The organism is Actinoplanes teichomyceticus ATCC 31121 (assembly GCF_003711105.1).
GTDB classification, from domain to species: domain Bacteria; phylum Actinomycetota; class Actinomycetes; order Mycobacteriales; family Micromonosporaceae; genus Actinoplanes; species Actinoplanes teichomyceticus.
The window spans coordinates 1,631,941-1,653,115 of sequence record NZ_CP023865.1; the positions used below are offsets into that span (position 1 = coordinate 1,631,941).

Here is a 21,175-nt window from a genome sequence, read left to right on the forward strand (position 1 = left end):
GCGGTCACCCGCCCAGCGCGTCGCGGTAGACCTGCGACATGTCGGTGTTGGACTCCTCGGTGTCGAGGTAGTTGACCGCCATCACCCGGGTCGTGGCCCCGACCTCGTCGATCTCGCCGGTGTTCTCCGTATAGCAGTCCACGGCCAACTCGTAGATCGCGTGGTACACCTCGCCGATCAGCGACCCGAGGTCGTCATTGCCCCACGGCTGTCCGAAGGCGGCCAACTGGGACTGGAAAGCCACCAGCTCGCCTCGGATCCGCTGGGCCGCGGAAATGATCCGGTCCCCGGAGGCCATCAGCGCGTCCGGATCGACCCGCATCCCTTCCGATGTCACACCAACCGTCCTCTCCGTCGTCGCGGCGCGATCAGGGCTCGTGGATGCCGGACATGATCCGGGCCAGGGCCTGCGTGTCCGCCCGCATCCGGTGCAGGCTGTCGTCCTGGAGCCCGGTGATCCGGCGACGGAACTCGCTCAGGTCGGTGGCGCCGGCCGCCCGTGCCCGGCCGGCGGCCTCCGCGCGCGCCTCCAGCGCGGCGTTCACCGCCGCCACGGTGGCCTCGGCGACGTCCTGCGACGGCCGGCGCAGGGCCGACGGATGCAGGTCCAGGGTCACCGTGTGACCGGACGGGTCGACCTCGGCGGCAACCAGGCCGTCGGGGTCGCCGCCGCGGCCCGGCGCCCCGGCATCCGCGTCGTCGCCGGTCACGGTGAGGTCGTGCGCGGCCCGTACGGCCGCACCGGTCTCGTCCAGCAGCTGCCGCAGCCCGGAAAGCCCCGGATCCCCGCGCATACCGGTGCGGTCGCCGACCTTCGCGATCGCCTCGGTGAGCCCGGCGCTGATCATGGCCATCGCCCGGGCGGCCTCGGCCTGCGCCGCCTCCAGCTGTGCGGCGAGCGCCCGCAGATCGGCGGCCGTGTCGCCGGCCGTCGCGCCCGGCGGGCTGGCCGGGCACGCCCGCAGCGCCGCGGACGACGCCTGCGCCAGCGCCTCGGCCACCTCCGGGCCGGTCAGGCGCATCAGCCGCGGATCCAGCTCGACCGACGACAACCGGCCGCTCTCGGCGACGGCCCGCACCGCCCCGTCCCGCGCGGAGCCGACGCCGCGCGGAACCTCGTCGCCCACCGGCGCGGGCGGGCCGGCCGGGGCCACCCGTGATTCAGCCAGCCGGCGGCGCAGCCGGTCGAGCCGTTCGGCGAAGTCCGGATCCATGGCGGTCAGCCTAGCCGCCCGGCGAAACGGCCGAGCGGCTAGAGAACCGGACGGACCTGCGGCCGCAGCCGTTCGACGTGTGCGATCGCGTCCGCCCGCTCGACGTACCGGGTCTCGACCAGCGGCTCCCCGTCCCGGTCCAGCGCGCCCCAGCGCCCCGCCTCGTCGGCGATCAGGAACGCCGACGGGTGGATCACCACGGCCCGGTGCACCGGCGGAACGACCGGCTGGCCGGTCCGGTCCACCACGCCGAGGCCGGTGCCCGCGTCGACCACGGCCAGGCCCTCGCCGGTGAAACCGTCGACCGGCCCGCCGTTGCTCAGCTCGGTGGCGAACAGCCGGTACCGCGGCTGCACCGCGATCCGCCCGTGCCGGTCGACGGCGCCCCAGCCGCCGCGCCGGACCAGCGCCAGCCCGCTGCGGAACGGCCGTACGTCGTCGAACCCACCCGGCGCGATGATCCGGTCGGTCCGGTCGATGGCGAACCAGCCGCCCTCGGCGTCCCGGCTCACCCAGGCCAGCCCTTCGGCGAACCGGCCGACGGCCAGGTAGCCGGAGTCGGCGCCGATCAGCACCGCGCCGGACGGGCCGATCAGCTCCCAGGCCGGCGCATCCGGGCGGCGCACCCAGGCCATCCCCTCGGAGAACGGCTGCACCTCGGCGTACCGGGGCTCGACCGCGGCCGCGTACCCCCACAGTCCGGTGCCGTCATCCCGCAACGGCGTGGGCGCCTCCGGCCGGCCCAGCACCTCGTCGCGGGTCCGCGGGTAGGGGCCCCAGCCGTCCCCGGACCGCTGGGAGATCACGTCGAGCGCCAGCTCCACCCGTTCCACCAGCTCCGGGTCGCCGCCCTGGCACAGGTCCAGGGCCCGCTCGAAGTGGTTCACCGCCTCCAGGAGCCGCCCCTGCTCGAACGCCGACCGACCGGCCAGCTCCCGGATCTCGGCCCGGATGCGGGCCGGCAGCTCCGGCGAGTCGGCCTGCGCGTAGAGCCGGTCCGCCTCGTCGAACTCGCCCCGCCACTGCAGCACGTGCGCCAGCCGGGCCTGCGCGATCGACACCGTCCGCGCCTCCCCGCCGGCCTCCGCGTGCCGCAGTCCCTCCCGCCCGTCGGCGAGCGCGTCGTCCAGCTCGCCCAACACCCGGGAGACGACCGCACGCAGGCTGAGCAGCCCGGCCCGGACGTTGTCCCGCTCGGCGAACTCCAACCGGTCACTCAACCGGTCGGCGAGGTCCCAGAGCCGGTCCGGCTCGTCGACGCGCTCCCGCAGGGTCGCCGGATCGAACATCCACGGGTAGGCGGCCAGGATCTGCTCCGGGTCGGCCCGGCGGCGGTCCGCCGGGGCGCGCTGATCGCGCCGCTGCCGGATCGGCCCGACGTCCGCGTCCGCCGCGCGGTCGTCCACACCTTTCCCGGTACGGACGTCCGCGTCCGCCGTGCGGTCGTCCGCGCCCTCCCCGGTACGGGCGTCGAGCGCCTCCCCGGCCGTGCTGCCGTCGCTGTTGTCGACCGGTTCGTCCGGGATGTTGTCGCCGTCGTCGTCGGCCGGTTCGTCCGGGACCTCCTCGCCGTCGTCGCCGACCGGTTCGTCCGGGACCTCCTCGCCGTCGTCGCCGACCGGTTCGTCCGGGACGTCCCCGCCCGGTGCCACCGGTGCCGGCTCCGTCTCCGCAGCCGGAAGCCCGGCAGGCCCCGGTTCCGCCGGAGCCTCCGGACCACTGAGGTCGGAGGCGGCCACAACGTGGTCCGTTTCGGACTCGCCGGGTGCGGCGGCACCGGCCGCCGGGACCTCCTCGTCCGAGCCGTGCTCCGCGTCGGTGCGGTGGTGACCGCCCGGTGCGCGAGCCACCCCGCCCGCCTCGGACAGCACCGCGGCCACGGGCTCGATTGCCGTCGCCGACCGCGATCCCGGAAGCGCGATATCGGGCGATCCGGGCAGCGCGGATTCGGCGCGCTCATGCCGCCCGGGGTGCTCGCCGCCTTCCACCCGCTCATGCCGCCCGGCCCGCGGCGCGCCCGCACCATCCGGAGCCGGCCCGTCGCCCGGGACGCCGGCGTCCACAAAGTCCTGATCAGTACCGGGCAGAACGTCCGGTTCCTCGTCGGCCCGCGCGTGGCTGTGGTGCCCTGCGCCGCTCACCGGCCCGACAGCCTCCATCGGCCGGTGCTCCTGTGCCGGCCCGGCAGGACTCGTCTCAGCAACATGACCCGTCGCTGCCACGCCCGGAAGCTCCGCGACAGGCGGCGCTGCGGCTGCGGCGTCGCGCACGTCCGCATCGGCGGTCACCGCAGGATCAGGCATTTCCGCTGTGAGCCGCGCTGCCTCCGCAACACCGTGAACGTCTTCACCGCCGTGCTCCGGCCCCGCGAAGTCACCCGGAGCCCCCCGGTCGCCGAACCCGCCGTCCGCGACCGGACCAGCCGCCGTATCGCCGTCACCCGGACCGGGGACTCCGGGGCCGCCGCCCTCGTCGTGAAGGCCGCCCCGCGGGTCCTCACCGGACTCCACCGCGTCCCGGTCGCCCACTTCCGCGGCATCGCGGCCCGAAGCGTCCGGCGGACGGACCTCGGCGGTCTCGTGCCGCGGGACGGCGCCCTGGTGATCGGTCTCGGCCGTCTCGTGCCGCGGGACGGCGCCCTGGTGATCGGCTTCGGCGGTCTCGTGGTGCGAGCCGGCGTCCTGGTGCTGCGTCTGACCGGCCGCGAAGTCGGAACGGGCACCGTGGTCGTCCGGGTCCTTGACCTCCGCGTGTGACGCGTCGATCCGGGCGAACGCCACGGTGGGCTCGCCGTCCGTGGCGTCAGCGGCAACCGGCGCGGACGTTCCACCGAACGCCGCTGCCTGCCGCTCGATCTCCGCCCGGCTGGCGCCAGCCTCGGTGTGGCTCTGTGCGTCCCTCGTCAGCGTCCCGACGGCATCACTGTCGACGCCGATGCGCGCACCATCGTCACTGTGCGAACCGTCGATGCGGTCCGCCCCGGCTTCCACCTCGTTCCACGGTTCGGTGTTGTCCCGGGCGTCAGCGGGTTCGCCCTCGTGCCAGATCTGAGTGTGATCCTCGGCGTCGGCGGGTGCGGTTGCGTTCCACGCCTGGGTGTCGTCCTCAGCGTTGCCCAGCTCGGCGCCCCCGGCTACGCCGTCGCTCTCGGCGGTGCTCAGCTCCGCGTCGGTGGCCGGGCCGCTGCTCTCGACGTCGTCCCACTCCGAGCCGCCGTCGTGGAGGTCGTCGAGCGACTCGGCACGGTGCTGCGCATCGGCGCTCTCCGGGGTGTCGATGCCTTCCGGGAACCTGATCTCCGTGGCGCCGTGTGCACCTTCGTCGGCGTCGTCAATCGCTGCGGCGCTGAGGTCCGAGCCGCTGCCCTGCGGTCCGCTGGTCTCCGCGCCGCTGTACTCCGCGCCGGTGTACGCCCCGTCGTTGCTCTCGGCGTCGTCGAGCGGTGCGGCACCGAGCGCCAGGGAACTGCTCCCCGCGTCGCCGGGGTCCGTGTCGCTGGAGCTCGCATCGTCGGCTTCCGCGTCCCCGAGAGCCACGTGGTCGACGTCCGTCTCGTGCGGAGCCGTCTCGTGCGGAGCCGTGTCGTCGACGTCCGAGTCGTGCGGAGCCGCGTCGTCAAGGTCCCTGTCGTGCGGAGCCGCGTCGTCGACGTCCGTGTAGTGCAGAGCTGTGTCGTCGGTTTCCGAGCCGCCGAGTACCACCTCGGCGTCGACAGGCGGCGCGGTGGCCGATTCCTCGTCGTTGCGCGGGAAGTAGTTGATCTCGGTGTCGGCGCCCCGCGAGTCGCTGTCTTCGGCCTCCGTGGTCCCCGCGTCGTGGGTCTCGTCTTCTACCGTCTCGTGTTGGACCGTCTGGTCTTCGGTCGTTGCGTCCGTGACCGTCTGGTCTTCGGTCGTTGCGTCCGTGACCGTCTGGTCTTCGGCCGTCTCGTCCGCAACCGTCTGGTCTTCGGTCGTTGCGTCCGCGACCGTCTGGTCTTCGGCCGTCTCGTCCTCGACCGTCCAGTCTTCGGTAGTTTCGCCCTCGACCGTCTCGTCTACGGCCGGCGCGAACCAGCCGGCCGGTTTGGCCGCGGCCTCCTGCGTTGCCGCGCCTTCCGGAGCGGCCAGGGGCGAGATCTCGGGCACGGGCGTCTCCGCGCCGAGCCCGCTCAGCGACAGCAGCCAGCCCAGCCCGCGCGGCTCCTCCGCCTGCGGTTCCGGCGCTGCGATCGGCCCCTGAGTCGCGGACTCCGCGGTGACCGGCACGCCCGCCTCGGCGAGTGGGGCTCCTATCCCCGCCGCGTCCACTTCCGCGAGTGGGGCTCCCATCCCCGAAGCCTCCACTTCGGCGAACGGGGCTTCCGTCCCCGGCGCGTCGACTTCGGCGAACGGGGCTTCCGTCCCTGAGGTGTCGACTTCGGCGAACAGCATCCCCGTGCCGGGTGCGTTCGTCTCGGCGAACGGCATCCCCGTGCCGGGCGCGCTGGTCTCCGTGAGCGGCCCGGTCTCCGTGAGCGGCCCGGTCTCCGTGAGCGGCATCCCGGTTCCAACCGCGTCCGCTCCGGCGAACGGCATCCCGCGGACCGCTGCGTCCGGCTCCGCCGGTGATCCTCCGACCGCTGACCGGTCCGCCTCGAAGGGTTCGGGCGCGCCATGGGCGGCCGGGGCGGGGCGGCGCGGGTCGATCACCCGGGTGTGCTCCTCCGGAGCGAACGGCGCGGCCTCCCGGCCGTGTGCCTGCCCTCGGGGGTCGAGATCGAGCCGCCGGGTGTCCTCCAGGCCCGCGTGGTCGTCGGGACGGAACGGCCCGGCGGCCGGCCCGCCGGCCTCCGCGTAGCCGGCCGCGGCCGGTGTGGCGCGCTTCGGGTCGAAGCCGGGAGTCTGTGCGGGCGAGTCCTCGGCGGGTCCGGCGTGACCCGGGTCGAAGGCTTGCCGGTACGCGCCGGCGTCCGCCCGCCGCGGGTCCAGCGGCCGGGTCGGCTCGTCGCCCTGCCCGGACACGGCGGGGTCCATCGGCCGGGCCTGAGCGGAGCGCATCGGTTGACCGGCGCGGCGCAGGTCGAGCGGCCGGGTGCGCTCCTCCTCGTACTCGGGCTGGTACTCCTGCGCCGCTCCGATGTCGCCGGATGGCACGCCGTGATACGGATCGGCGGGCTGGAATCCACCCTGCGACCCGGCCGGAGCGGCGATGCCGGACACCGGGGCGCTCCCGGAGATCGGCCCCGCGACGCCGGAGACCGGCGCGTTCCCGGAGACCGGCCGCGCGATGCCGGACACCGGCGCGCTTCCCGAGACCGGGCGGCTGCCCGGCACGGGTCCGGTGATGCCGGAGACCGGCCCGGCGATCCCGGAGACCGGAACGGGGCCGGCGGCCTCGGAGACCGGAGCAACGCCCGGGACCGGCCCGGCGATGCCGGAGACCGGGCCCGAGGCGATGCCGGAGACCGGGGCGGACGCGATGCCGGAGACCGGGGCGGACGCGATGCCGGAGACCGGGGCGGACGCGATGCCGGAAACCGGCGCGGAGGCGATGCCGGAAACCGGGGCGGACGCGATGCCGGAGACCGGCGCGGGTCCCATACCGGAGACGTGCTGCTCAGCGGCCCATCCGGCGTCGTCGTGACGATACTCGCCCGGACCGACCGGCCCGGAGACCGGACGGACCGGCCCGGAGACCGGACCGACCGGATTCTGACCGGGCACGGAAGCCCAACCGGGGTGAGCCCCCGCCTGCCCGGGCGGCACGGGACCGCCGGGCGCCTGACCGCCCTGGCCCGGAACGCCGGAGCCCGGCCCACCCCGCATCGGCGTCTGGCCCGGAACGCTCGGCCCCTGCCCAGCGTGCGTCGGCGCCCGTCCGGGAGCGGTGGGATCCGACCCGGGGTGGCCGTCCGGCCGGTGACCGGGCGCTACCGAAGTGTGCCCGGGAGCGGTCGGATACACCGCGGCGGGCGGCATGGCGGGTTGCTGCGGTGTGACCCGGGTCGGCTGGGCCGCCGGGCGCGCGGGCGCCGGGCTGTTCCGCTCCTGCGGAGCGGGGCGCAGGTCGAACGGGGCTTCCGGGGTACGTCCGCCGTCTCGCCCGGCGCGAGCCGGGAACGCGTCCGCGGGCGCCGGACGCGCGCTGCCGTAGGCCCCCGCGGCGGGCGACACCGGACGCGGGCCGAAACCTCGCCGCGGGTCGCCGCCTTGCCGCGGGTCGCCGCCTTGCCGCGGGTCGCCGCCTTGCCGCGGGTCGCCGCCTTGCCGCGGGTCGCCGCCTTGCCGCGGGTCGCCGCCTCGCCGCGGGTCGCCGCTCTGCCACTGGTCGGCTGCCTGCCGCGGGTCGCCGCCCATCGGCCGGCCGCCGTGCTGGTCACCCATCGGCCGGCCGGCGTGCTGCTCGCCCATCGGTGGCCGGCCCGGACGGCCGGGTTCCTGCCCACCCGGTCGGTGACCGGGCGTGAAGCCGCCCGGCCCGGCGAAGCCCGACGGCGGCCCCTGCCGCCCCGCCGCCTCCGGCGCACCGTGCTGCGGCGCACCAGGACCGGGCGGGACGGCGCCATACGGAACGGATCCGTGCGGCCCCGGACGCCCACCCGGCGCCGGCGACACCGACTGCGGCCCGAATCCCGGGGTGTCCGGACGTCCCCACTGCTGGGGTCCTCGCCGGTCCGGCTGAGCGCCCCAGTTCTCCGGGGCCCGCTGTCCCGGCGCCTGCCGCTCGGCCGGCTCCGGGCCGTACGGGCCGTGGCGGGGGGCGTCCGGCTGCGGCATCCGGGCCGTGCCGGCGGACCGCCCGGCGGCGGGCTGGGACCAGCTCGGCGACACCGGCGCGGACGGCGACGGACGGCCGGGGGAGACCGGGGTCGCGGGGCCCGGCACCCGGGCGTGGCCGGGCGTCACCGGTACCGACGGAACTCCGCGCCCGTACACCGGGGCCGCGCCGCGCCGCTGGTCCGGCCCGCCGCCGTAGGGCAGCGGCCGGTTCCACGACGGGTCGTCCCGCGAGTCGCGCGCGCCGCCGCCGTACCACTGCTGGTCCTGCGCCGGAACCCGCCCGCGGCCCGGCGCCGCGCCGTCGCCTTGCGGTCCGCCCGGCGCCGCGCCGTCGCTGTGCGGTCCGCCCGGCGCGGGTGTGGCGCCGGAGGCCTCGTAGACGGGGGTGTGCACCGCCTTACGGCGTCCCGGATCCCCGGGATAGCGCTGTCCCGGGAGCGGCTCCCACTCCCAGGTGATCTCGTACACCCACGCCGGTTCGTCGTCCCAGCCGTCCGGGCCCGGGCGGGAGCTCCAACCGTTCATCGGGCGTCCCGGCCCGGCGATTGGCAACGCTCCGTCACGGCGAACTCCATCGTGTGAAAAACGAGCCGTGGCCGACCGGGGAACCCGGGTACAGTCTCCCGGCTCCACTGCGGGTGTGTGGGAAGGAGATTAGCGGCGTGGCCGGGAAGGACGCCAGCGTGCTCACGATCTCTCCGAGCGGTCCGTTACGCGGCTGGGCTACTACTTTCGGTGCTCTGATCGGGTCGGGCTTCCGGCGTTACACGACCTATCGTCAGGCCACCATAGCCGGAACGTTCACCAACATAGTCTTCGGCTACCTGCGCTGCTACGTCCTGTTGGCGGTGGCGGCCGGGGCGGTCGGCGCCCGGCCCGCCGGGTACGACGCCGCACAGCTGGCCACCTATGTCTGGCTGGGGCAGGGATTACTCAGCGTCGTCATGTTGTGGGGCTGGTCGGAGCTCGCCGAGCGGATCCGCACGGGTGACGTCGCTGCCGATCTGTTACGTCCGGTGCCCCCGCTGACCGCCTATCTGGCCGCCGATCTGGGCCGGGCCGGGCATGCGATGCTCACCCGGTTCATCCCGCCGGTGCTCGTCGGCGCCCTGTGTTTCCCGCTGCGGACCCCGACGCGCTGGCAGACGGTGCCGCTGTTCCTGCTCTCCGTGCTCCTCGCGGTGGTGGTCAGCTTCGGCTGCCGGTACCTGGTGAACGCGACCGCGTACTGGCTGCAGGACGCCCGCGGGCCGATCATGCTCTGGGTCCTCGGCGCCGGGGTGCTGGGCGGGCTGTACTTCCCGCTGCGCCTGCTGCCGGACTGGCTGGCGGTGGGGCTGTGGCTGGGCACCCCGTTGCCGAGCATCCTGCAGACGCCGCTGGACGTGGGGGCGGAGCGGGACGGGCCGGTCATGCAGCTGGGCCTGGTCGGGTTGCAGGCCGGCTGGGCGGTGCTGCTGCTGGCGCTGGCCGCGGTGGTGCAGCGGCGGGCCGAGCGGCGCCTGGTGGTGCAGGGTGGGTGAGCTGCGCGCGTACGCCGCGCTGGCCGGCGCCCAGGCCCGATCGGTGTTCTCCTACCGGGCCTCGTTCCTGGTGGAGCTGCTCAGCAACGTCGGCTCGACGGTCTTCGACGTGCTGACCGTGCTGGTGCTGTTCCGCGCCACCGACCGGCTCGGCGGGTTCCGTCTGCCCGAGGCGCTGCTGATGACCAGCCTGACATCGGCGGGTTTCGCGCTGGCCGACTTCGGGGTCGGCAACGTCGACCGGCTCAAGACCTACGTCCGGGCCGGGACGCTGGACGCGGTGCTGGTCCGGCCGCTGGCCGCGCTGCCCCAGCTGCTGCTGATGGATCTGCCGATCCGCAAGCTGCTGCGGGTGGTGTTCGGCTTCGGGGTGCTGGTGGTCGCGCTGGGCATGAACGACATCGACTGGACCGCGCCCCGGGTGTTGTTGATCACGATCATGCCGGTCGCGTCGGCGGTGTTCCTCGGCTCGATCTTCGTGGTCAGCGCGAGCCTGGCGTTCTGGTGGGTCGACTCGGGGGAGGTCGGCAGCGCTTTCACGTACGGCGGGCGGGACTTCTCGTCGTACCCGATCACGGTCTACGGCCCGGCGTTCCGCGGCGTGTTCGCGTACGCGCTGGGGTTCGCCTTCGTCTCCTACCAGCCGGCGCTGGCCCTGCTCGGCCGCGCCGACCCGCTCGGCCTGCCCGTCTGGGCGGGCTTCGCCGCCCCCGCGGTGGCGCTGGCCGCGGCGCTTGTCGCCGCCGTCGTCTGGCGCACCGGAATCCGCCACTATCGGAGCACAGGGTCATGATTCGTACGAGAGCGCTGCGCAAGGACTTCACGGTACGCGTCAAGCAGGGCCGGTTCCGGCGGGCGAAGCGGACGGTCGAGGCCGTCGCCGGGGTCTCCCTGACCATCGAGCCGGGGGAGATGGTCGGCTACATCGGCCCGAACGGCGCCGGCAAGTCCACCACCCTGAAGATGCTGACCGGGGTGCTGTCCCCGTCCGGCGGCGAGGTCGAGGTGTGCGGCCTGCGCCCGGTCCCGCAGCGGACCCGGCTGGCGCTGCGGATCGGGGTGGTGTTCGGCCAGCGTTCGCAGCTGTGGTGGGATCTGCCGCTGCACGAGTCGTTCGCGCTGCTGCGGCACATCTACCGGGTGCCCGCCGCGGAGCACGCCGCCCGGCTGCGCCGCTGCCGCGACCTGCTGGACCTGGACGGCTTCCTGGACACCCCGGTCCGGCAGCTGTCGCTGGGTCAGCGGATGCGCGGCGAGCTGACCGCGGCGCTGCTGCACGGCCCGCGGGTGCTGTTCCTGGACGAGCCGACGATCGGGCTGGACGTGGTCAGCAAGCAGGCGGTCCGGTCGTTCCTGGCCGAGCTGGGCGCGACCGGGGACGTCACGCTGGTGCTGACCACACACGATCTGGCCGACATCGAGCGGCTCTGCGAACGCCTGGTGGTGATCGACCACGGGCGGGTGGTGCACGACGGGACGATCGAGGCGCTGCACGCCCGGTACGGTTCCCGCCGCCGCCTGGTCGCCGACCTGGCGAGCCCGCTGCCGGACGGCTTCCGGCTGCCCGGGGCGAGCCTGGTCGACGTGGCGGCCGACCGGCACCGGGTGACGTTCGTGCTGGACGAGGTGACCGCGGGCGCGGCGGTGGCCGGGCTGGTCGCGGCGGTGCCGGTCCGGGATCTGTCGGTGGTCGAGCCGGACATCGAGGACGTGGTCGCCCGCCTCTACGCCGGATAGCCGGCCGGGGGTCCGGCGGCCGTGACCGCTAGCGGTGCTCCATCACCAGGACGGCCCAGGCCCGTTCCAGGGCCTCGTAACGGTGCGGGACGTCGCCGGGGAAACTCACGTAGTCGCCCGGTCCGGCCTCCACCGGCTCCTCGACCGGGCCGGTCCGGATCCGTCCGGCGCCGACCACGAGGTGCTCCACGGTGCCCGGGATGTGCGCCTCGGCCTCGCGCGGCTCGCCCGGCTCCAGCTCCATCAGGTAGAGGTCGCGCCGCACGTGCGGGGACCCGGTGGCGAGCAGGGTGGCCACGAAGTCGGCCCGGTCGGCGCGCAGCCGGGTGGCGCCCTCGCCGGCGCGGATCACCCGCACCCGGGTCGGCTCGGGCTCGACCAACCGGCTGAACGGCACGCCCAGCGCCACCCCGAGCGCCCACAGCGTCTCGATGCTCGGATTCCCGTTGCCCGCTTCGAGCTGCGACAGCGTGGATTTGGCGAGGCGCGCGCGGCGGGCGAGCTCGGCCAGGGAGAGCCCGGCGCGCTCCCGTTCGCGGCGCAGCGCGGCGGCGATGACGGCGAGCGGCGGCGCCGGTTGATCCATGCTCGTTCGCTCCATCGGTCCACTTGTTCGGTTTGACGAACGCTCGTCATTCGTTCAGCATGACGAATCATGGGTACGGTATATCGAACGCGGGCCCGTCCCCGCGACGTGGCCGCGCTGGCCGCCGCGACACTCGCGGTCGGCGCCTCGTTCGGCGCCATCGCCCTGGCGTACGGCCTGCCCGCCTGGCTGCCGCCGGTGATGTCGGTCGTGGTCTTCGCCGGTGGCGCGCAGTTCCTGGCGGTCGGGCTGTTCGCGGCCGGCAACCCGCTCGCCGCGATCCTCGCCGGCCTGCTGCTCAACGCCCGGCACCTGCCGTTCGGTCTGGCGGTCGGCGACACCCTGGGCCCGCGCCTGCGCGACCGCCTGGCCGGCAGTCACCTGATGACCGATGAGGTGGTGGCGTTCACCCTGGCCGAGCAGACCCCGGCCGCGCGCCGCCGCGTCTACTGGGTGGTCGGCGTCGCCCTGCTGATCTCGTGGAACGCCGGCACCGTCCTCGGCGTCCTGCTCGGCGGCGCCACCGGGGACCCGGACGCCCTGGGCCTGGACGCGGCCTTCCCGGCCGGTCTGATCGCGCTGATCCTGCCGTCCCTGCGCGACCGGGAGACCCGGCTCGTGGCGCTGCTCGGCGCGGCCACCGCGGTCCTGCTGACCCCGGTGCTCCCGGCCGGCCTCCCGGTCCTCGCGGCCCTGCTCGGCCTCGTGGTCCTCATCCGCCCCGCCGCGCGGGCCCGCGCCGGGGACGCCGTCATCGAGGAGAACCGATGCTGATCGCCGCCGTCGTCGCGCTCGCCGTGGGCACCTACGCCATGCGGCTCAGCGGCGTCCTGCTGCGCGACCGCCTGGAGCTGTCACCGGCCCTGCGGCGCCTGCTCCCGATGGCCGCCGCCGCCCTGCTCGCCGCCCTGGCCGGGACCGCCGCGCTGACCGCCGGCGCCGGGTTCGCCGGCGTGGCGCGGCCCGCGGGCGTGGCGGTCGGCGCCCTGCTGGCCTGGCGGCGCGCGCCGTTCGTCCTGGTGGTCGTGGCCGCCGCCGCGGCCACCGCGGTGCTGCGGCTGGCGGGCGTGCCGTGAGACCGACCGGCCGTCAGATCTTGGCGCCGAGCGCGACCTTCGGCTTCGGCACGCGCATCCGGCGGAAGGTCAGGCCGCGCATGATGCCGTACAGGTAGAGCGACCCGAGCCGCTGCTCGGTCTTCGGGAAACGCTCCTTGATCACTCGCTTGATCCGGCGGGCGATGAGCACGCTGTCCACCACCACGGCGAGCGCGAGCAGCGCCCACAGCAGGTTGCTGGCCAGCACGACCACCTCGTTGCGGATCAGCGAGCCGACCATCACGACCACCGCGCCGGCGATGAAGAACGAGCCCACCGTGCGCCGGGAGTCGACCAGGTCACGCACCAGCGACCGCTCCGGTCCCCGGTCGCGGGCCAGCAGGTACTTCTCGTCGCCGTTGCGCATGCCCTCGGAGGCCTCGGCCCGCTCGGCCCGCTGCCGCTGGCGCAGCTGCTTGAGCGCCTCCTTGCGGTTGGCCGGGGCGGCCACCGCCTCCTGCACCCGGCGGCCCGGCTGGACCCGCTTCGGGGTGACCACGCCCAGCTCCTTCTTGCTGGGCGTGTAGCTCTTGCGGCGGTTTTCGACAGACGTCTGCTCGGTCACCGAGGCGGTGGCGTCTTCGACGAGATCGGCTGGCTTGCGGCGAAACAGCGGGGACACGCCACGAGCGTAGCCAAACGGCGCGGTGTGCCACACACCGCGCCGTTGATCGTAATGAAATCGCAGGTCAGGGGCGTTCGACGTGCGCGCCCAGCGCGGCCAGCTTGGCCTCGAAGTCCTCGTAACCGCGCTTGATCAGGTCAACCCCGTACACCCGGGAGGTGCCCTCGGCGGCCAGCGCCGCGATCAGGTGCGCGAAACCGGCCCGCAGGTCCGGGATGACCAGGTCGGCGGCGTGCAACTTGGACGGCCCGGCGATCACCGCGGAGTGCATGAAGTTGCGGCGGCCGAACCGGCACGGGGTGCCGCCGAGGCAGTCGCGGTAGACCTGGATGGTCGCGCCCATCTGGTTGAGCGCCTCGGTGTAGCCGAGCCGCTGCTCGTACACCGTCTCGTGCATGATCGAGATGCCGCGCGCCTGGGTCAGCGCGACCACCAGCGGCTGCTGCCAGTCGGTCATGAAGCCGGGGTGCACGTCGGTCTCCAGCGCCACGGCCCGCAGCTCGCCGCCGGGGTGCCAGAACTTGATGCCGCCCTCGGAGCCGGTGACGCCGTCGCGGGCCACCCGGTCGTCGGTGATCTTCAGCTCGCCGCCGATCGACCGGAAGACGTTCAGGAACGTCATCATGTCGGCCTGCCGGGCGCCGACCACCTCGATCTCGCCGCGGGTGGCGAGCGCGGCGGCGGCCCAGCTGGCGGCCTCGATCCGGTCCGGGATCGGCTTGTGCTCGTAGCCGTAGAGCCGCGGCACGCCCTGGATCTCGATCACCCGGTCGGTGTGCACCGTGATGATCGCGCCCATCTTCTGCAGCACGCAGATCAGGTCGATGATCTCCGGCTCGATGGCGGCGTTGCGCAGCTCGGTGACACCCTCCGCGCGGACCGCGGTGAGCAGCACCTGCTCGGTCGCGCCGACGCTCGGGTACGGCAGCTCCAGCTTGGCCCCGTGCAGCCCGTTCGGGGCGCTCAGGTGCATGCCCTCCGGGCTCTTGTCGACCACCGCGCCGAACTCGCGCAACGCCTGGATGTGGAAGTCGATCGGGCGCGGGCCGATGTGGCAGCCGCCCAGGTCGGGAATGAACGCGTGCCCGAGGCGGTGCAGCAGGGGGCCGCAGAACAGGATCGGGATGCGGCTCGAACCGGCGTGCACGTTGATCTCGTCGGTGCTGGCGGACTCCACGTTCGTGGGGTCCATCACCAGCTCGCCGTCCTCGGCGCCGTCGGTGACCTTGACGCCGTGCAGTTCGAGCAGGCCGCGCACGACCTCGACGTCCCGGATCTCCGGGACGTCGAACAGGCGGCTCGGGGACTCGCCCAGCAGGGCGGCGACCATCGCCTTGGAGATCAGATTCTTGGCGCCACGGACCCGGATCTGACCCTGCAGCGGCGTACCGCCGTGCACGATCAGGACATCGTCGGTCAACGTAACCTCCAGCCGGTGGGCGCGTGGGCGCCCGGTGATCGAGGGGCGGAACTCGGGTGGGGGTACCCGATTCTGCAACCGGGGAAGCATAGCGCTGAGTGACAAGTACGCCAGTCGTAGCGCGGCCGAGAAACGCCGCTGGATGCAAAATTGCAGGGAGTAGCCGGGGAATCGACTGAGGGTGGGGAATTCCCCGGCTACACAGCGTTACGGCAAGGAGAGCATCCGGTCAAGCGCGACACGGGCCTCGTGCGCGGTCTTCCCGTCCACCGTGATCTGGTTCGGCACCCGGCCGGCGACCAGCTCCTCCAGCGCCCACACCAGGTGGGGCAGGTCGATCCGGTTCATCGTCGAGCAGTAGCAGACCGTCCGGTCGAGGAACATGACCTGCTTGTCCGGGTGGGCCAGGGCCAGCCGGCGCACCAGGTTCAGCTCGGTGCCGATCGCCCAGGCCGACCCGGCCGGCGCGGCCTCCAGCGTCTTGATGATGTACTCGGTCGAGCCGACGTGGTCGGCGGCGCGGACCACCTCGTGCCGGCACTCCGGGTGGACCAGCACGTTCACCCCGGGCACCCGCTCGCGCACCTCACGCACGCTGTCGACGGTGAACCGGCCGTGCACCGAGCAGTGCCCCCGCCACAGGATCATCCGGGCGTCGCGCAGCTGCTCGTCGGTCAGCCCGCCGTGCGGCTTGTGCGGGTCGTAGAGCACGCAGTCGTCCAGGTCGAAGCCCATCTCCAGCACCGCGGTGTTGCGGCCCAGGTGCTGGTCGGGCAGGAAGAACACCTTGCTGCCCTGCTCGAACGCCCAGGTCAGCGCCCGCTTGGCGTTGGACGAGGTGCACACCACGCCCCCGTTGCGGCCGACGAAGCCCTTGATGTCGGCCGAGGAGTTCATGTACGTCACCGGGACGACGTCGTCCGCGATCCCGAGGTCCTGGAAGTGCTCCCAGGCCGTCTCCACCTGGCCGAGCACCGCCATGTCGGCCATCGAGCAGCCGGCCGCCAGGTCGGGCAGCACGACCTTCTGCTGCGGGGTGGTCAGGATGTCCGCGCTCTCGGCCATGAAGTGCACGCCGCAGAAGACGATGAACTCCGCGTCCGGGCGGGCCGCCGCCTGCTGGGCCAGCTTGAACGAGTCGCCGGTCACGTCGGCGAACTGGATGACCTCGTCCCGCTGGTAGTGGTGCCCCAGCACGAACACCCGGTCGCCGAGCGCGGCCTTCGCGGCCGTGGCGCGGGCCACCAGATCGGGGTCGCTGGGGGCGGGCAGGTCACCGGGACAGTCGACGCCCCGCTCGCTCGCCGGGTCGCTGCCCTTGCCGAGGAGGAGCAGCGCGACAGGGGTGTTTCCAGGTTCGGTCCAGGTCGCGGTCACGCCTGCAATCGTCGCACAGCGGGTGGGACGTCAGCTGCGGCCGGACAGGGTGTGCTGCCACACTCGCGGGGTGCGCGTACTGATCTGTCCGGACAAGTTCGCCGGCACCCTGTCCGCCCCCGAAGTCGCCCAGGCGGTCGCCGACGGCTGGTCCGTCGCTTCCGACGAGCTGGTGCGGCGCCCGATCGCCGACGGCGGCCCGGGCTTCGTCGAGGTGCTGGCCACCGCGCTGGACGGGCGGCGGATCCCGGTGCGGACCGTCGACCCGCTGGGCCGCCCCGCGCAGGGCGAGATCCTGTACGCCGGCGGCGTCGCCTACGTCGAGAGCGCCCAGGCCTGCGGCCTGCACCTGCTGACGCCGGCCGAACGCGACCCGAACATCACCACCTCGTACGGCCTGGGCCTGCTGCTGGCCGCCGCGGTGGAGACCGGCGCCGGGCAGGTGGTGATCGGTCTCGGCGGCTCGGCGGTCAACGACGCGGGCGCCGGCATGCTGGCCGCGCTCGGCGCCGGCCCGGTCGACGTGGCCGGGTACGCGCTGCCGTACGGCGGCGCTCCGCTGATCACCGCCGAGACGCTGGCCGGGGTGCCGCAGCTGCGGCAGGTCGCGCTGGTCGCGGCCACCGACGTGGACAACCCGCTGACCGGCCTGCACGGGGCCAGCAACGTCTTCGGCCCGCAGAAGGGCGCCGGCCGCGACGACGTGCTGCGGCTCGACGCCGCCCTGGAGCACTTCGCCGGCGTACTGGAGAAGGCCTTCGGGGTCGACGGCCTGGCGGCCCGGCCCGGCGCCGGCGCGGCCGGCGGGCTCGGGGCCGCCCTGATCGCCCTCGGCGCCCGGGTGACCTCCGGGATCGGCCTGGTCAGCGACCTGATCGGGCTGAACCGGGAGCTGGACGCGGCGGACCTGGTGATCACCGGCGAGGGCAGCTTCGACCACCAGTCGCTGCGCGGCAAGGTGGTCGCCGGGATCGCCGCCGGCGCCCGCGACCGGGGGCTGCCCTGCGTGGTGCTGGCCGGGCGCAACGAGACCGGGCACCGGGAGGCGTCGGCGGCCGGGGTGACCGAGACGCACACCCTGGTCGAGCATTTCGGCTCGGTCGAGACCGCCCTCACCGAACCGGCGCGCGGCCTGCGGGAACTCGCCGCCCGGCTGTCCCGGCAGTGGAGCCGCGGCTGACCCGCCCCGCCGGAGGTGATCTGGATCTGCCCGGATTGGGAATCCCGGGGATTGGGGTTAGCGTTGCCTGGTACGGCACATGACCGCACCTGGCAGGGAGATACCTAGTGACCACTGAAGCGCACACCGAGTCGACCGAGGCGACCGCCCCGACCGGCGTCATCTTGACCGACGTCGCGGCTGTGAAGGTCAAGGCCCTGATCGAGCAGGAGGGGCGCGACGACCTGCGCCTGCGCATCGCCGTACAGCCCGGTGGCTGCTCCGGCCTGCGCTACCAGCTCTTCTTCGACGAGCGCTCGCTCGACGGCGACATCGTCAGCGACTTCGACGGCGTCGAGGTCGTGGTGGACCGGATGAGCGCGCCCTACCTGGCCGGCGCCACGATCGACTTCGCCGACCGGATCGACGCGCAGGGCTTCACCATCGACAACCCGAACGCGCAGAACTCCTGCGCCTGTGGCGACTCGTTCCACTGATCCGGCAGCTTTTCGCAGGCCGTCCCGTCCGCGGGGCGGCCTGCTGCACGTGATCGCCCGGTAGTCTCTTTCCGTAACGACCCCGACCCAACCCTGAGGGCCGCCATGAAGATCGCCGTCACCGGCTCGATCGCCACCGACCACCTGATGCACTTCCCGGGCCGGTTCGCCGACCAGCTCATCGCCGACCAGCTGCACAAGGTCTCGCTCTCCTTCCTCGTCGACGACCTGGTCGTGCGCCGTGGCGGTGTCGCGCCGAACATCGCCTTCGGAATGGGCCGACTCGGTCTGCGGCCGATCCTGGTGGGCGCGGTCGGCGCCGACTTCGCCGACTACCGGTCCTGGCTGGAGCGGCACGGGGTGGACTGCGACTCGGTTCACGTCAGCGACGTGGCGCACACCGCCCGGTTCGTCTGCACGACCGACGACGACCTGAACCAGATCGCCTCGTTCTACGCCGGCGCGATGTCCGAGGCCCGCAACATCGAGCTGGCCCCGGTGGTCGAGCGCTGCGGCGGTCTCGACCTGGTGCTGATCAGCGCCAACGACCCGGCCGCGATGATCCGGCACTCGCAGGAGTGCCGCACCCGTGGCTACCGGTTCGCCGCCGACCCGTCGCAGCAGCTGGCCCGGATGGGCGGCTCGGACGTGCTGAGCCTGATCAGCGGCGCGGACTACCTGCTCACCAACGAGTACGAGCGCTCCCTGCTGGAGACCAAGGCCGGCCTGACCTCCGAGCAGGTGCTGGACGAGGTGCGGATCCGGGTCACCACGCTCGGCAGGGACGGCGTGGAGATCACCGGGAAGGAGATCGAGCGCATCCACGTGCCGGTCGTGCCGGACGTGCTCGGCGAGGACCCGACCGGCGTCGGCGACGGCTTCCGGGCCGGCTTCTTCTCGGCCGTCTCCTGGGGCCTCGGCCTGGAGCGGGCCGCCCAGGTCGGCTCGCTGCTCGCGGCGCTGGTGCTGGAGACCGTCGGCCCCCAGGAGTACGACATCAAGCCGGAGGAGTTCACCAAGCGCCTGGCCGTCGCGTACGGCGAGGACGCGGCCGCCGAGATCGCGCCGCACCTGCCGGCCTGAGGTAGAAACAGACCATGGTCCTCGCCGTCTTCGCCGGCCTGCCCGGGGTCGGCAAGAGCACGCTGGCCGCCGCCGTCGCCGGTCAGCTGCCGGCGGCGGTGCTCGCCGTCGACACCGTCGACTTCACCCTCCAGCGCTACGGCGTGCACGAGCCCCGGCCCGGCTTCGCCGCGTACGGCGTGGTCGCCGCGCTGGCCGAGGAGCAGCTCCGGATCGGCCACCACGTGATCATCGACGCGGTGAACCCGGTCAAGGCGGCCCGCGAGCTCTGGGTCGACCTGGCCGACCGGATGGACGTGCCGCTGCGCGTGGTCGAGGTGCTCTGCGGCGACGATGCCGAGCACCGGCGCCGGGTCGAGGCGCGCTACCAGGCGCGTGACCACGAGGGCGTGCCGGACTGGGTGCGCGTGCTGGAACGCCAGGCGGAGTACGAGCCGTACCTGGGCCCGCGCCTGGTCGTGGACACCTTCCTGGCCAAGGATCCGGTGCCCCGGGTGGTCGAGTATCTGAGCTGAGCCGGCTCGGCTTCGCGGCGCGGGCGATGCGCCGTTGCCGACGGTGGCGGTCGGTCAGGTGGTTCGGCGCACGTCGAAGGTGTGGCCGTGGCCGGCGACGAACTCCTGACCCTTCATCCGGCACCAGGCGGGGATGTCGTTGGCCGCGGCCGGGTCGTCGGCGAGCACCCGGACGACCTCGCCGATCGCCGCCTGCGGGATCGCCTTGGCCAGCTTGATCACCGGCAGCGGGCAGCGCTGCCCTCGGCAATCCAGGGTGATCAGAGCCCGGCCTCCGCCCGGATCCCGGCGACCAGCCCGGGCAGCACCGCGAGGAACCGGTCCACGTCCTGCTCGGTGGTCCCGCGATGCAGCGAGACCCGCACGTTGCCGTGGCTGAGCACGCCCATCGCCTCCAGCACGTGGCTGGGGCGCAGCGTGGACGAGGTGCACGAGGAGCCGGACGACACCGCGAAACCGTGCCGGTCCAGCGCGTGCAGCAGCGCCTCGCCGTCCACGTAGAGGCAGCTGAAGGTGACCAGGTGGGGGAGTCTCTCGACCGGATCCCCGACGATCTCCACGTCCGGCACGGTCGCCGCGACGCGGTCCCGGATGCGGTCCACCAGCGCGCTCAGGCGTACCCCCTCGGCCTGCGCCTCGGCGCTGACCGCCCGCAGGCTCGCCGCCGCGGCGACGATCGCCGGCAGATCCGCCGCGCCCTGCGGGCGAGGGCGATAAAGATCATCCTGCGGCGTGGGTGAGATCCATCGCACCCCTTTGCGTACGGCCAGCACACCAACCCCCGGCGGCCCGCCCCACTTGTGCGCGCTGGCGCTCAGCAGCGACCAGCCCGGCGGCACCGCCAGGCGGCCGACCGACTGTGCCGCGTCCACGAACAGCGGTACCCCGGATTCCGCGCAGTATTCCGCCGCGGCCGCCACCGGCTGCACCGTGCCCACCTCGTGACTGGCGCTGATCAGCGCGGCCAGGGCCACCCCCGGCGCGGCCACCGCGGCCGCCCAGGCGTCCAGGTCGAGCCGGCCGGTGCGGTCCACCCCGACCTCGGCGGTCTCCGCGGTCCCGGCGGCGTGCAGCACCGCGGAGTGCTCGATCGCCGAGTGCACCAGCACCCGCCCGGCCCGTTTGCGCCCGGCCAGCCCGCCCAGCACCGCGGCCTGCGCGGCCGCGGCTCCGGAGGGCCAGAACGAGAGCTCGTCCGGGCGTACCCCGAGGATCTCCGCGACCACCGCGGTCGCCGCCTCCTGCAACCGCTGCGCCCGCCGGCCCTGCGCGTAGAGACGTGCCGGGTCGGCCCAGCCGTCGGCCAGAGCCGCGAGCAGCGCCTCCCGGGCTACCGGGTGCAGCGGGACGGCGCTGGCGGCGTCCAGGTAAACATGCGCCCCGGCCGGATCGCCTGTGTAATCCACACAGGGAACGGTATCGTCCGGTTGACTGGAGATTCGTGGAAGGTCCCGGCCGAACGCCCCCCGGTGACGGGCGGCCCGGCCCTGGTCGAGTAGTGTGCGACCGTCGGTGAGCCTTGCCGCCAGGTGTCCGGTTTCGGCAGGCGGCGCTGCTAAGGAGGCAGAAGCAGGTGGGCGCAAGGAGTTCGGCCACAGGGCC

At 73.9% G+C, this 21,175-nt stretch carries 18 protein-coding genes; 9 read left to right on the forward strand and 9 right to left on the reverse strand.

Features of this window, described 5'->3' with window-relative positions; genetic code table 11:
- Positions 1–4: 4 nt before the first annotated feature.
- The 3 genes from ACTEI_RS07475 to ACTEI_RS07485 are packed head-to-tail and all read right to left on the reverse strand — an operon-like array spanning position 5 to position 8,587.
- The gene (locus ACTEI_RS07475; protein ID WP_145830821.1) at positions 5–337 is read right to left on the reverse strand and encodes a WXG100 family type VII secretion target; all 333 of its coding nucleotides are present in this window, start codon (positions 335–337) and stop codon (positions 5–7) included.
- Between the two features lie 31 nt (positions 338–368).
- Entirely contained in the window at positions 369–1,214 is an 846-nt protein-coding gene (locus tag ACTEI_RS07480) for a hypothetical protein (RefSeq protein ID WP_122976974.1), read from the reverse strand.
- Between the two features lie 38 nt (positions 1,215–1,252).
- Positions 1,253–8,587, reverse strand: a complete 7,335-nt coding sequence (locus ACTEI_RS07485) for a WG repeat-containing protein (protein ID WP_164465875.1) — start codon at positions 8,585–8,587, stop codon at positions 1,253–1,255.
- A 50-nt stretch (positions 8,588–8,637) separates the two neighbouring features.
- Here ACTEI_RS07485 and ACTEI_RS07495 point away from each other — a divergent pair, with 50 nt between their 5' ends.
- Genes ACTEI_RS07495 through ACTEI_RS07505 form a run of 3 tightly spaced genes read left to right on the forward strand, consistent with a single transcriptional unit; the run spans position 8,638 to position 11,214 of the window.
- On the forward strand, positions 8,638–9,477 hold the full coding sequence (locus tag ACTEI_RS07495) for an ABC transporter permease (RefSeq protein WP_164465876.1): 840 nt from the start codon (positions 8,638–8,640) through the stop codon (positions 9,475–9,477).
- Positions 9,470–10,270, forward strand: a complete 801-nt coding sequence (locus ACTEI_RS07500; RefSeq protein ID WP_122976978.1) for an ABC transporter permease — start codon at positions 9,470–9,472, stop codon at positions 10,268–10,270. The genes ACTEI_RS07495 and ACTEI_RS07500 overlap by 8 nt, the downstream gene beginning before the upstream one ends.
- The gene (locus tag ACTEI_RS07505) at positions 10,267–11,214 is read left to right on the forward strand and encodes an ABC transporter ATP-binding protein (protein WP_122976979.1); all 948 of its coding nucleotides are present in this window, start codon (positions 10,267–10,269) and stop codon (positions 11,212–11,214) included. Before ACTEI_RS07500 ends, ACTEI_RS07505 begins: the two co-directional genes overlap by 4 nt.
- Before the next feature lie 28 nt (positions 11,215–11,242).
- Here the strand turns inward: ACTEI_RS07505 and ACTEI_RS07510 are convergent, their stop codons facing one another.
- Positions 11,243–11,800, reverse strand: a complete 558-nt coding sequence (locus tag ACTEI_RS07510) for a helix-turn-helix domain-containing protein (protein WP_122976980.1) — start codon at positions 11,798–11,800, stop codon at positions 11,243–11,245.
- A gap of 69 nt (positions 11,801–11,869) precedes the next feature.
- Here ACTEI_RS07510 and ACTEI_RS07515 point away from each other — a divergent pair, with 69 nt between their 5' ends.
- On the forward strand, positions 11,870–12,574 hold the full coding sequence (locus tag ACTEI_RS07515) for an AzlC family ABC transporter permease (RefSeq protein WP_122976981.1): 705 nt from the start codon (positions 11,870–11,872) through the stop codon (positions 12,572–12,574).
- Entirely contained in the window at positions 12,568–12,876 is a 309-nt protein-coding gene (locus ACTEI_RS07520) for an AzlD domain-containing protein (RefSeq protein ID WP_122976982.1), read from the forward strand. Before ACTEI_RS07515 ends, ACTEI_RS07520 begins: the two co-directional genes overlap by 7 nt.
- Positions 12,877–12,889: 13 nt before the next feature.
- Here the strand turns inward: ACTEI_RS07520 and ACTEI_RS07525 are convergent, their stop codons facing one another.
- The 3 genes from ACTEI_RS07525 to nadA form a co-directional block, all read right to left on the reverse strand.
- The gene (locus ACTEI_RS07525; RefSeq protein ID WP_122976983.1) at positions 12,890–13,519 is read right to left on the reverse strand and encodes a DUF3043 domain-containing protein; all 630 of its coding nucleotides are present in this window, start codon (positions 13,517–13,519) and stop codon (positions 12,890–12,892) included.
- Between the two features lie 67 nt (positions 13,520–13,586).
- Positions 13,587–14,942 (reverse strand): UDP-N-acetylglucosamine 1-carboxyvinyltransferase, encoded by a 1,356-nt coding sequence (murA, locus tag ACTEI_RS07530; RefSeq protein WP_122976984.1) that lies wholly within the window; start codon positions 14,940–14,942, stop codon positions 13,587–13,589.
- 207 nt (positions 14,943–15,149) lie between these two features.
- A complete protein-coding gene (gene nadA / locus ACTEI_RS07535) occupies positions 15,150–16,319 on the reverse strand; it encodes a quinolinate synthase NadA (RefSeq protein ID WP_122976985.1) in 1,170 nt (389 codons plus the stop codon).
- 70 nt (positions 16,320–16,389) lie between these two features.
- Here nadA and ACTEI_RS07540 point away from each other — a divergent pair, with 70 nt between their 5' ends.
- The 4 genes from ACTEI_RS07540 (at position 16,390) to ACTEI_RS07555 (ending at position 19,573) form a co-directional block, all read left to right on the forward strand.
- A complete protein-coding gene (locus tag ACTEI_RS07540) occupies positions 16,390–17,499 on the forward strand; it encodes a glycerate kinase family protein (RefSeq protein WP_122976986.1) in 1,110 nt (369 codons plus the stop codon).
- Positions 17,500–17,606: 107 nt separating this feature from the next.
- Positions 17,607–17,975 carry an iron-sulfur cluster insertion protein ErpA gene (erpA, locus tag ACTEI_RS07545; RefSeq protein WP_093610809.1) on the forward strand — a complete coding sequence of 123 codons (369 nt, stop codon included), beginning with the start codon at positions 17,607–17,609 and terminating at the stop codon, positions 17,973–17,975.
- Between the two features lie 105 nt (positions 17,976–18,080).
- On the forward strand, positions 18,081–19,058 hold the full coding sequence (locus ACTEI_RS07550; RefSeq protein ID WP_122976987.1) for a carbohydrate kinase family protein: 978 nt from the start codon (positions 18,081–18,083) through the stop codon (positions 19,056–19,058).
- A 14-nt stretch (positions 19,059–19,072) separates the two neighbouring features.
- Positions 19,073–19,573, forward strand: a complete 501-nt coding sequence (locus ACTEI_RS07555; protein WP_122976988.1) for a P-loop nucleotide/nucleoside kinase family protein — start codon at positions 19,073–19,075, stop codon at positions 19,571–19,573.
- 54 nt (positions 19,574–19,627) lie between these two features.
- On the opposite strand, the gene ACTEI_RS07560 is transcribed toward ACTEI_RS07555, so the two are convergent.
- On the reverse strand, positions 19,628–19,837 hold the full coding sequence (locus tag ACTEI_RS07560; RefSeq protein ID WP_122981973.1) for a sulfurtransferase TusA family protein: 210 nt from the start codon (positions 19,835–19,837) through the stop codon (positions 19,628–19,630).
- Positions 19,834–20,979, reverse strand: coding sequence for a cysteine desulfurase family protein (locus ACTEI_RS07565; RefSeq protein ID WP_122976989.1), 1,146 nt, complete (start codon positions 20,977–20,979; stop codon positions 19,834–19,836). The genes ACTEI_RS07560 and ACTEI_RS07565 overlap by 4 nt, the downstream gene beginning before the upstream one ends.
- Positions 20,980–21,175: the final 196 nt, after the last annotated feature.

Excerpts from the sequence above, each read along its gene's own strand:
- ACTEI_RS07480 (WP_122976974.1), bottom strand. The coding sequence starts at position 1,214 with ATGGATCCGGACTTCGCCGAACGGCTCGACCGGCTGCGCCGCCGGCTG.
- ACTEI_RS07505 (WP_122976979.1), top strand. The coding sequence starts at position 10,267 with ATGATTCGTACGAGAGCGCTGCGCAAGGACTTCACGGTACGCGTCAAG.
- ACTEI_RS07510 (WP_122976980.1), bottom strand. The coding sequence starts at position 11,800 with ATGGATCAACCGGCGCCGCCGCTCGCCGTCATCGCCGCCGCGCTGCGC.
- ACTEI_RS07515 (WP_122976981.1), top strand. The coding sequence starts at position 11,870 with ATGGGTACGGTATATCGAACGCGGGCCCGTCCCCGCGACGTGGCCGCG.
- ACTEI_RS07520 (WP_122976982.1), top strand. The coding sequence starts at position 12,568 with ATGCTGATCGCCGCCGTCGTCGCGCTCGCCGTGGGCACCTACGCCATG.
- ACTEI_RS07550 (WP_122976987.1), top strand. The coding sequence starts at position 18,081 with ATGAAGATCGCCGTCACCGGCTCGATCGCCACCGACCACCTGATGCAC.
- ACTEI_RS07555 (WP_122976988.1), top strand. The coding sequence starts at position 19,073 with ATGGTCCTCGCCGTCTTCGCCGGCCTGCCCGGGGTCGGCAAGAGCACG.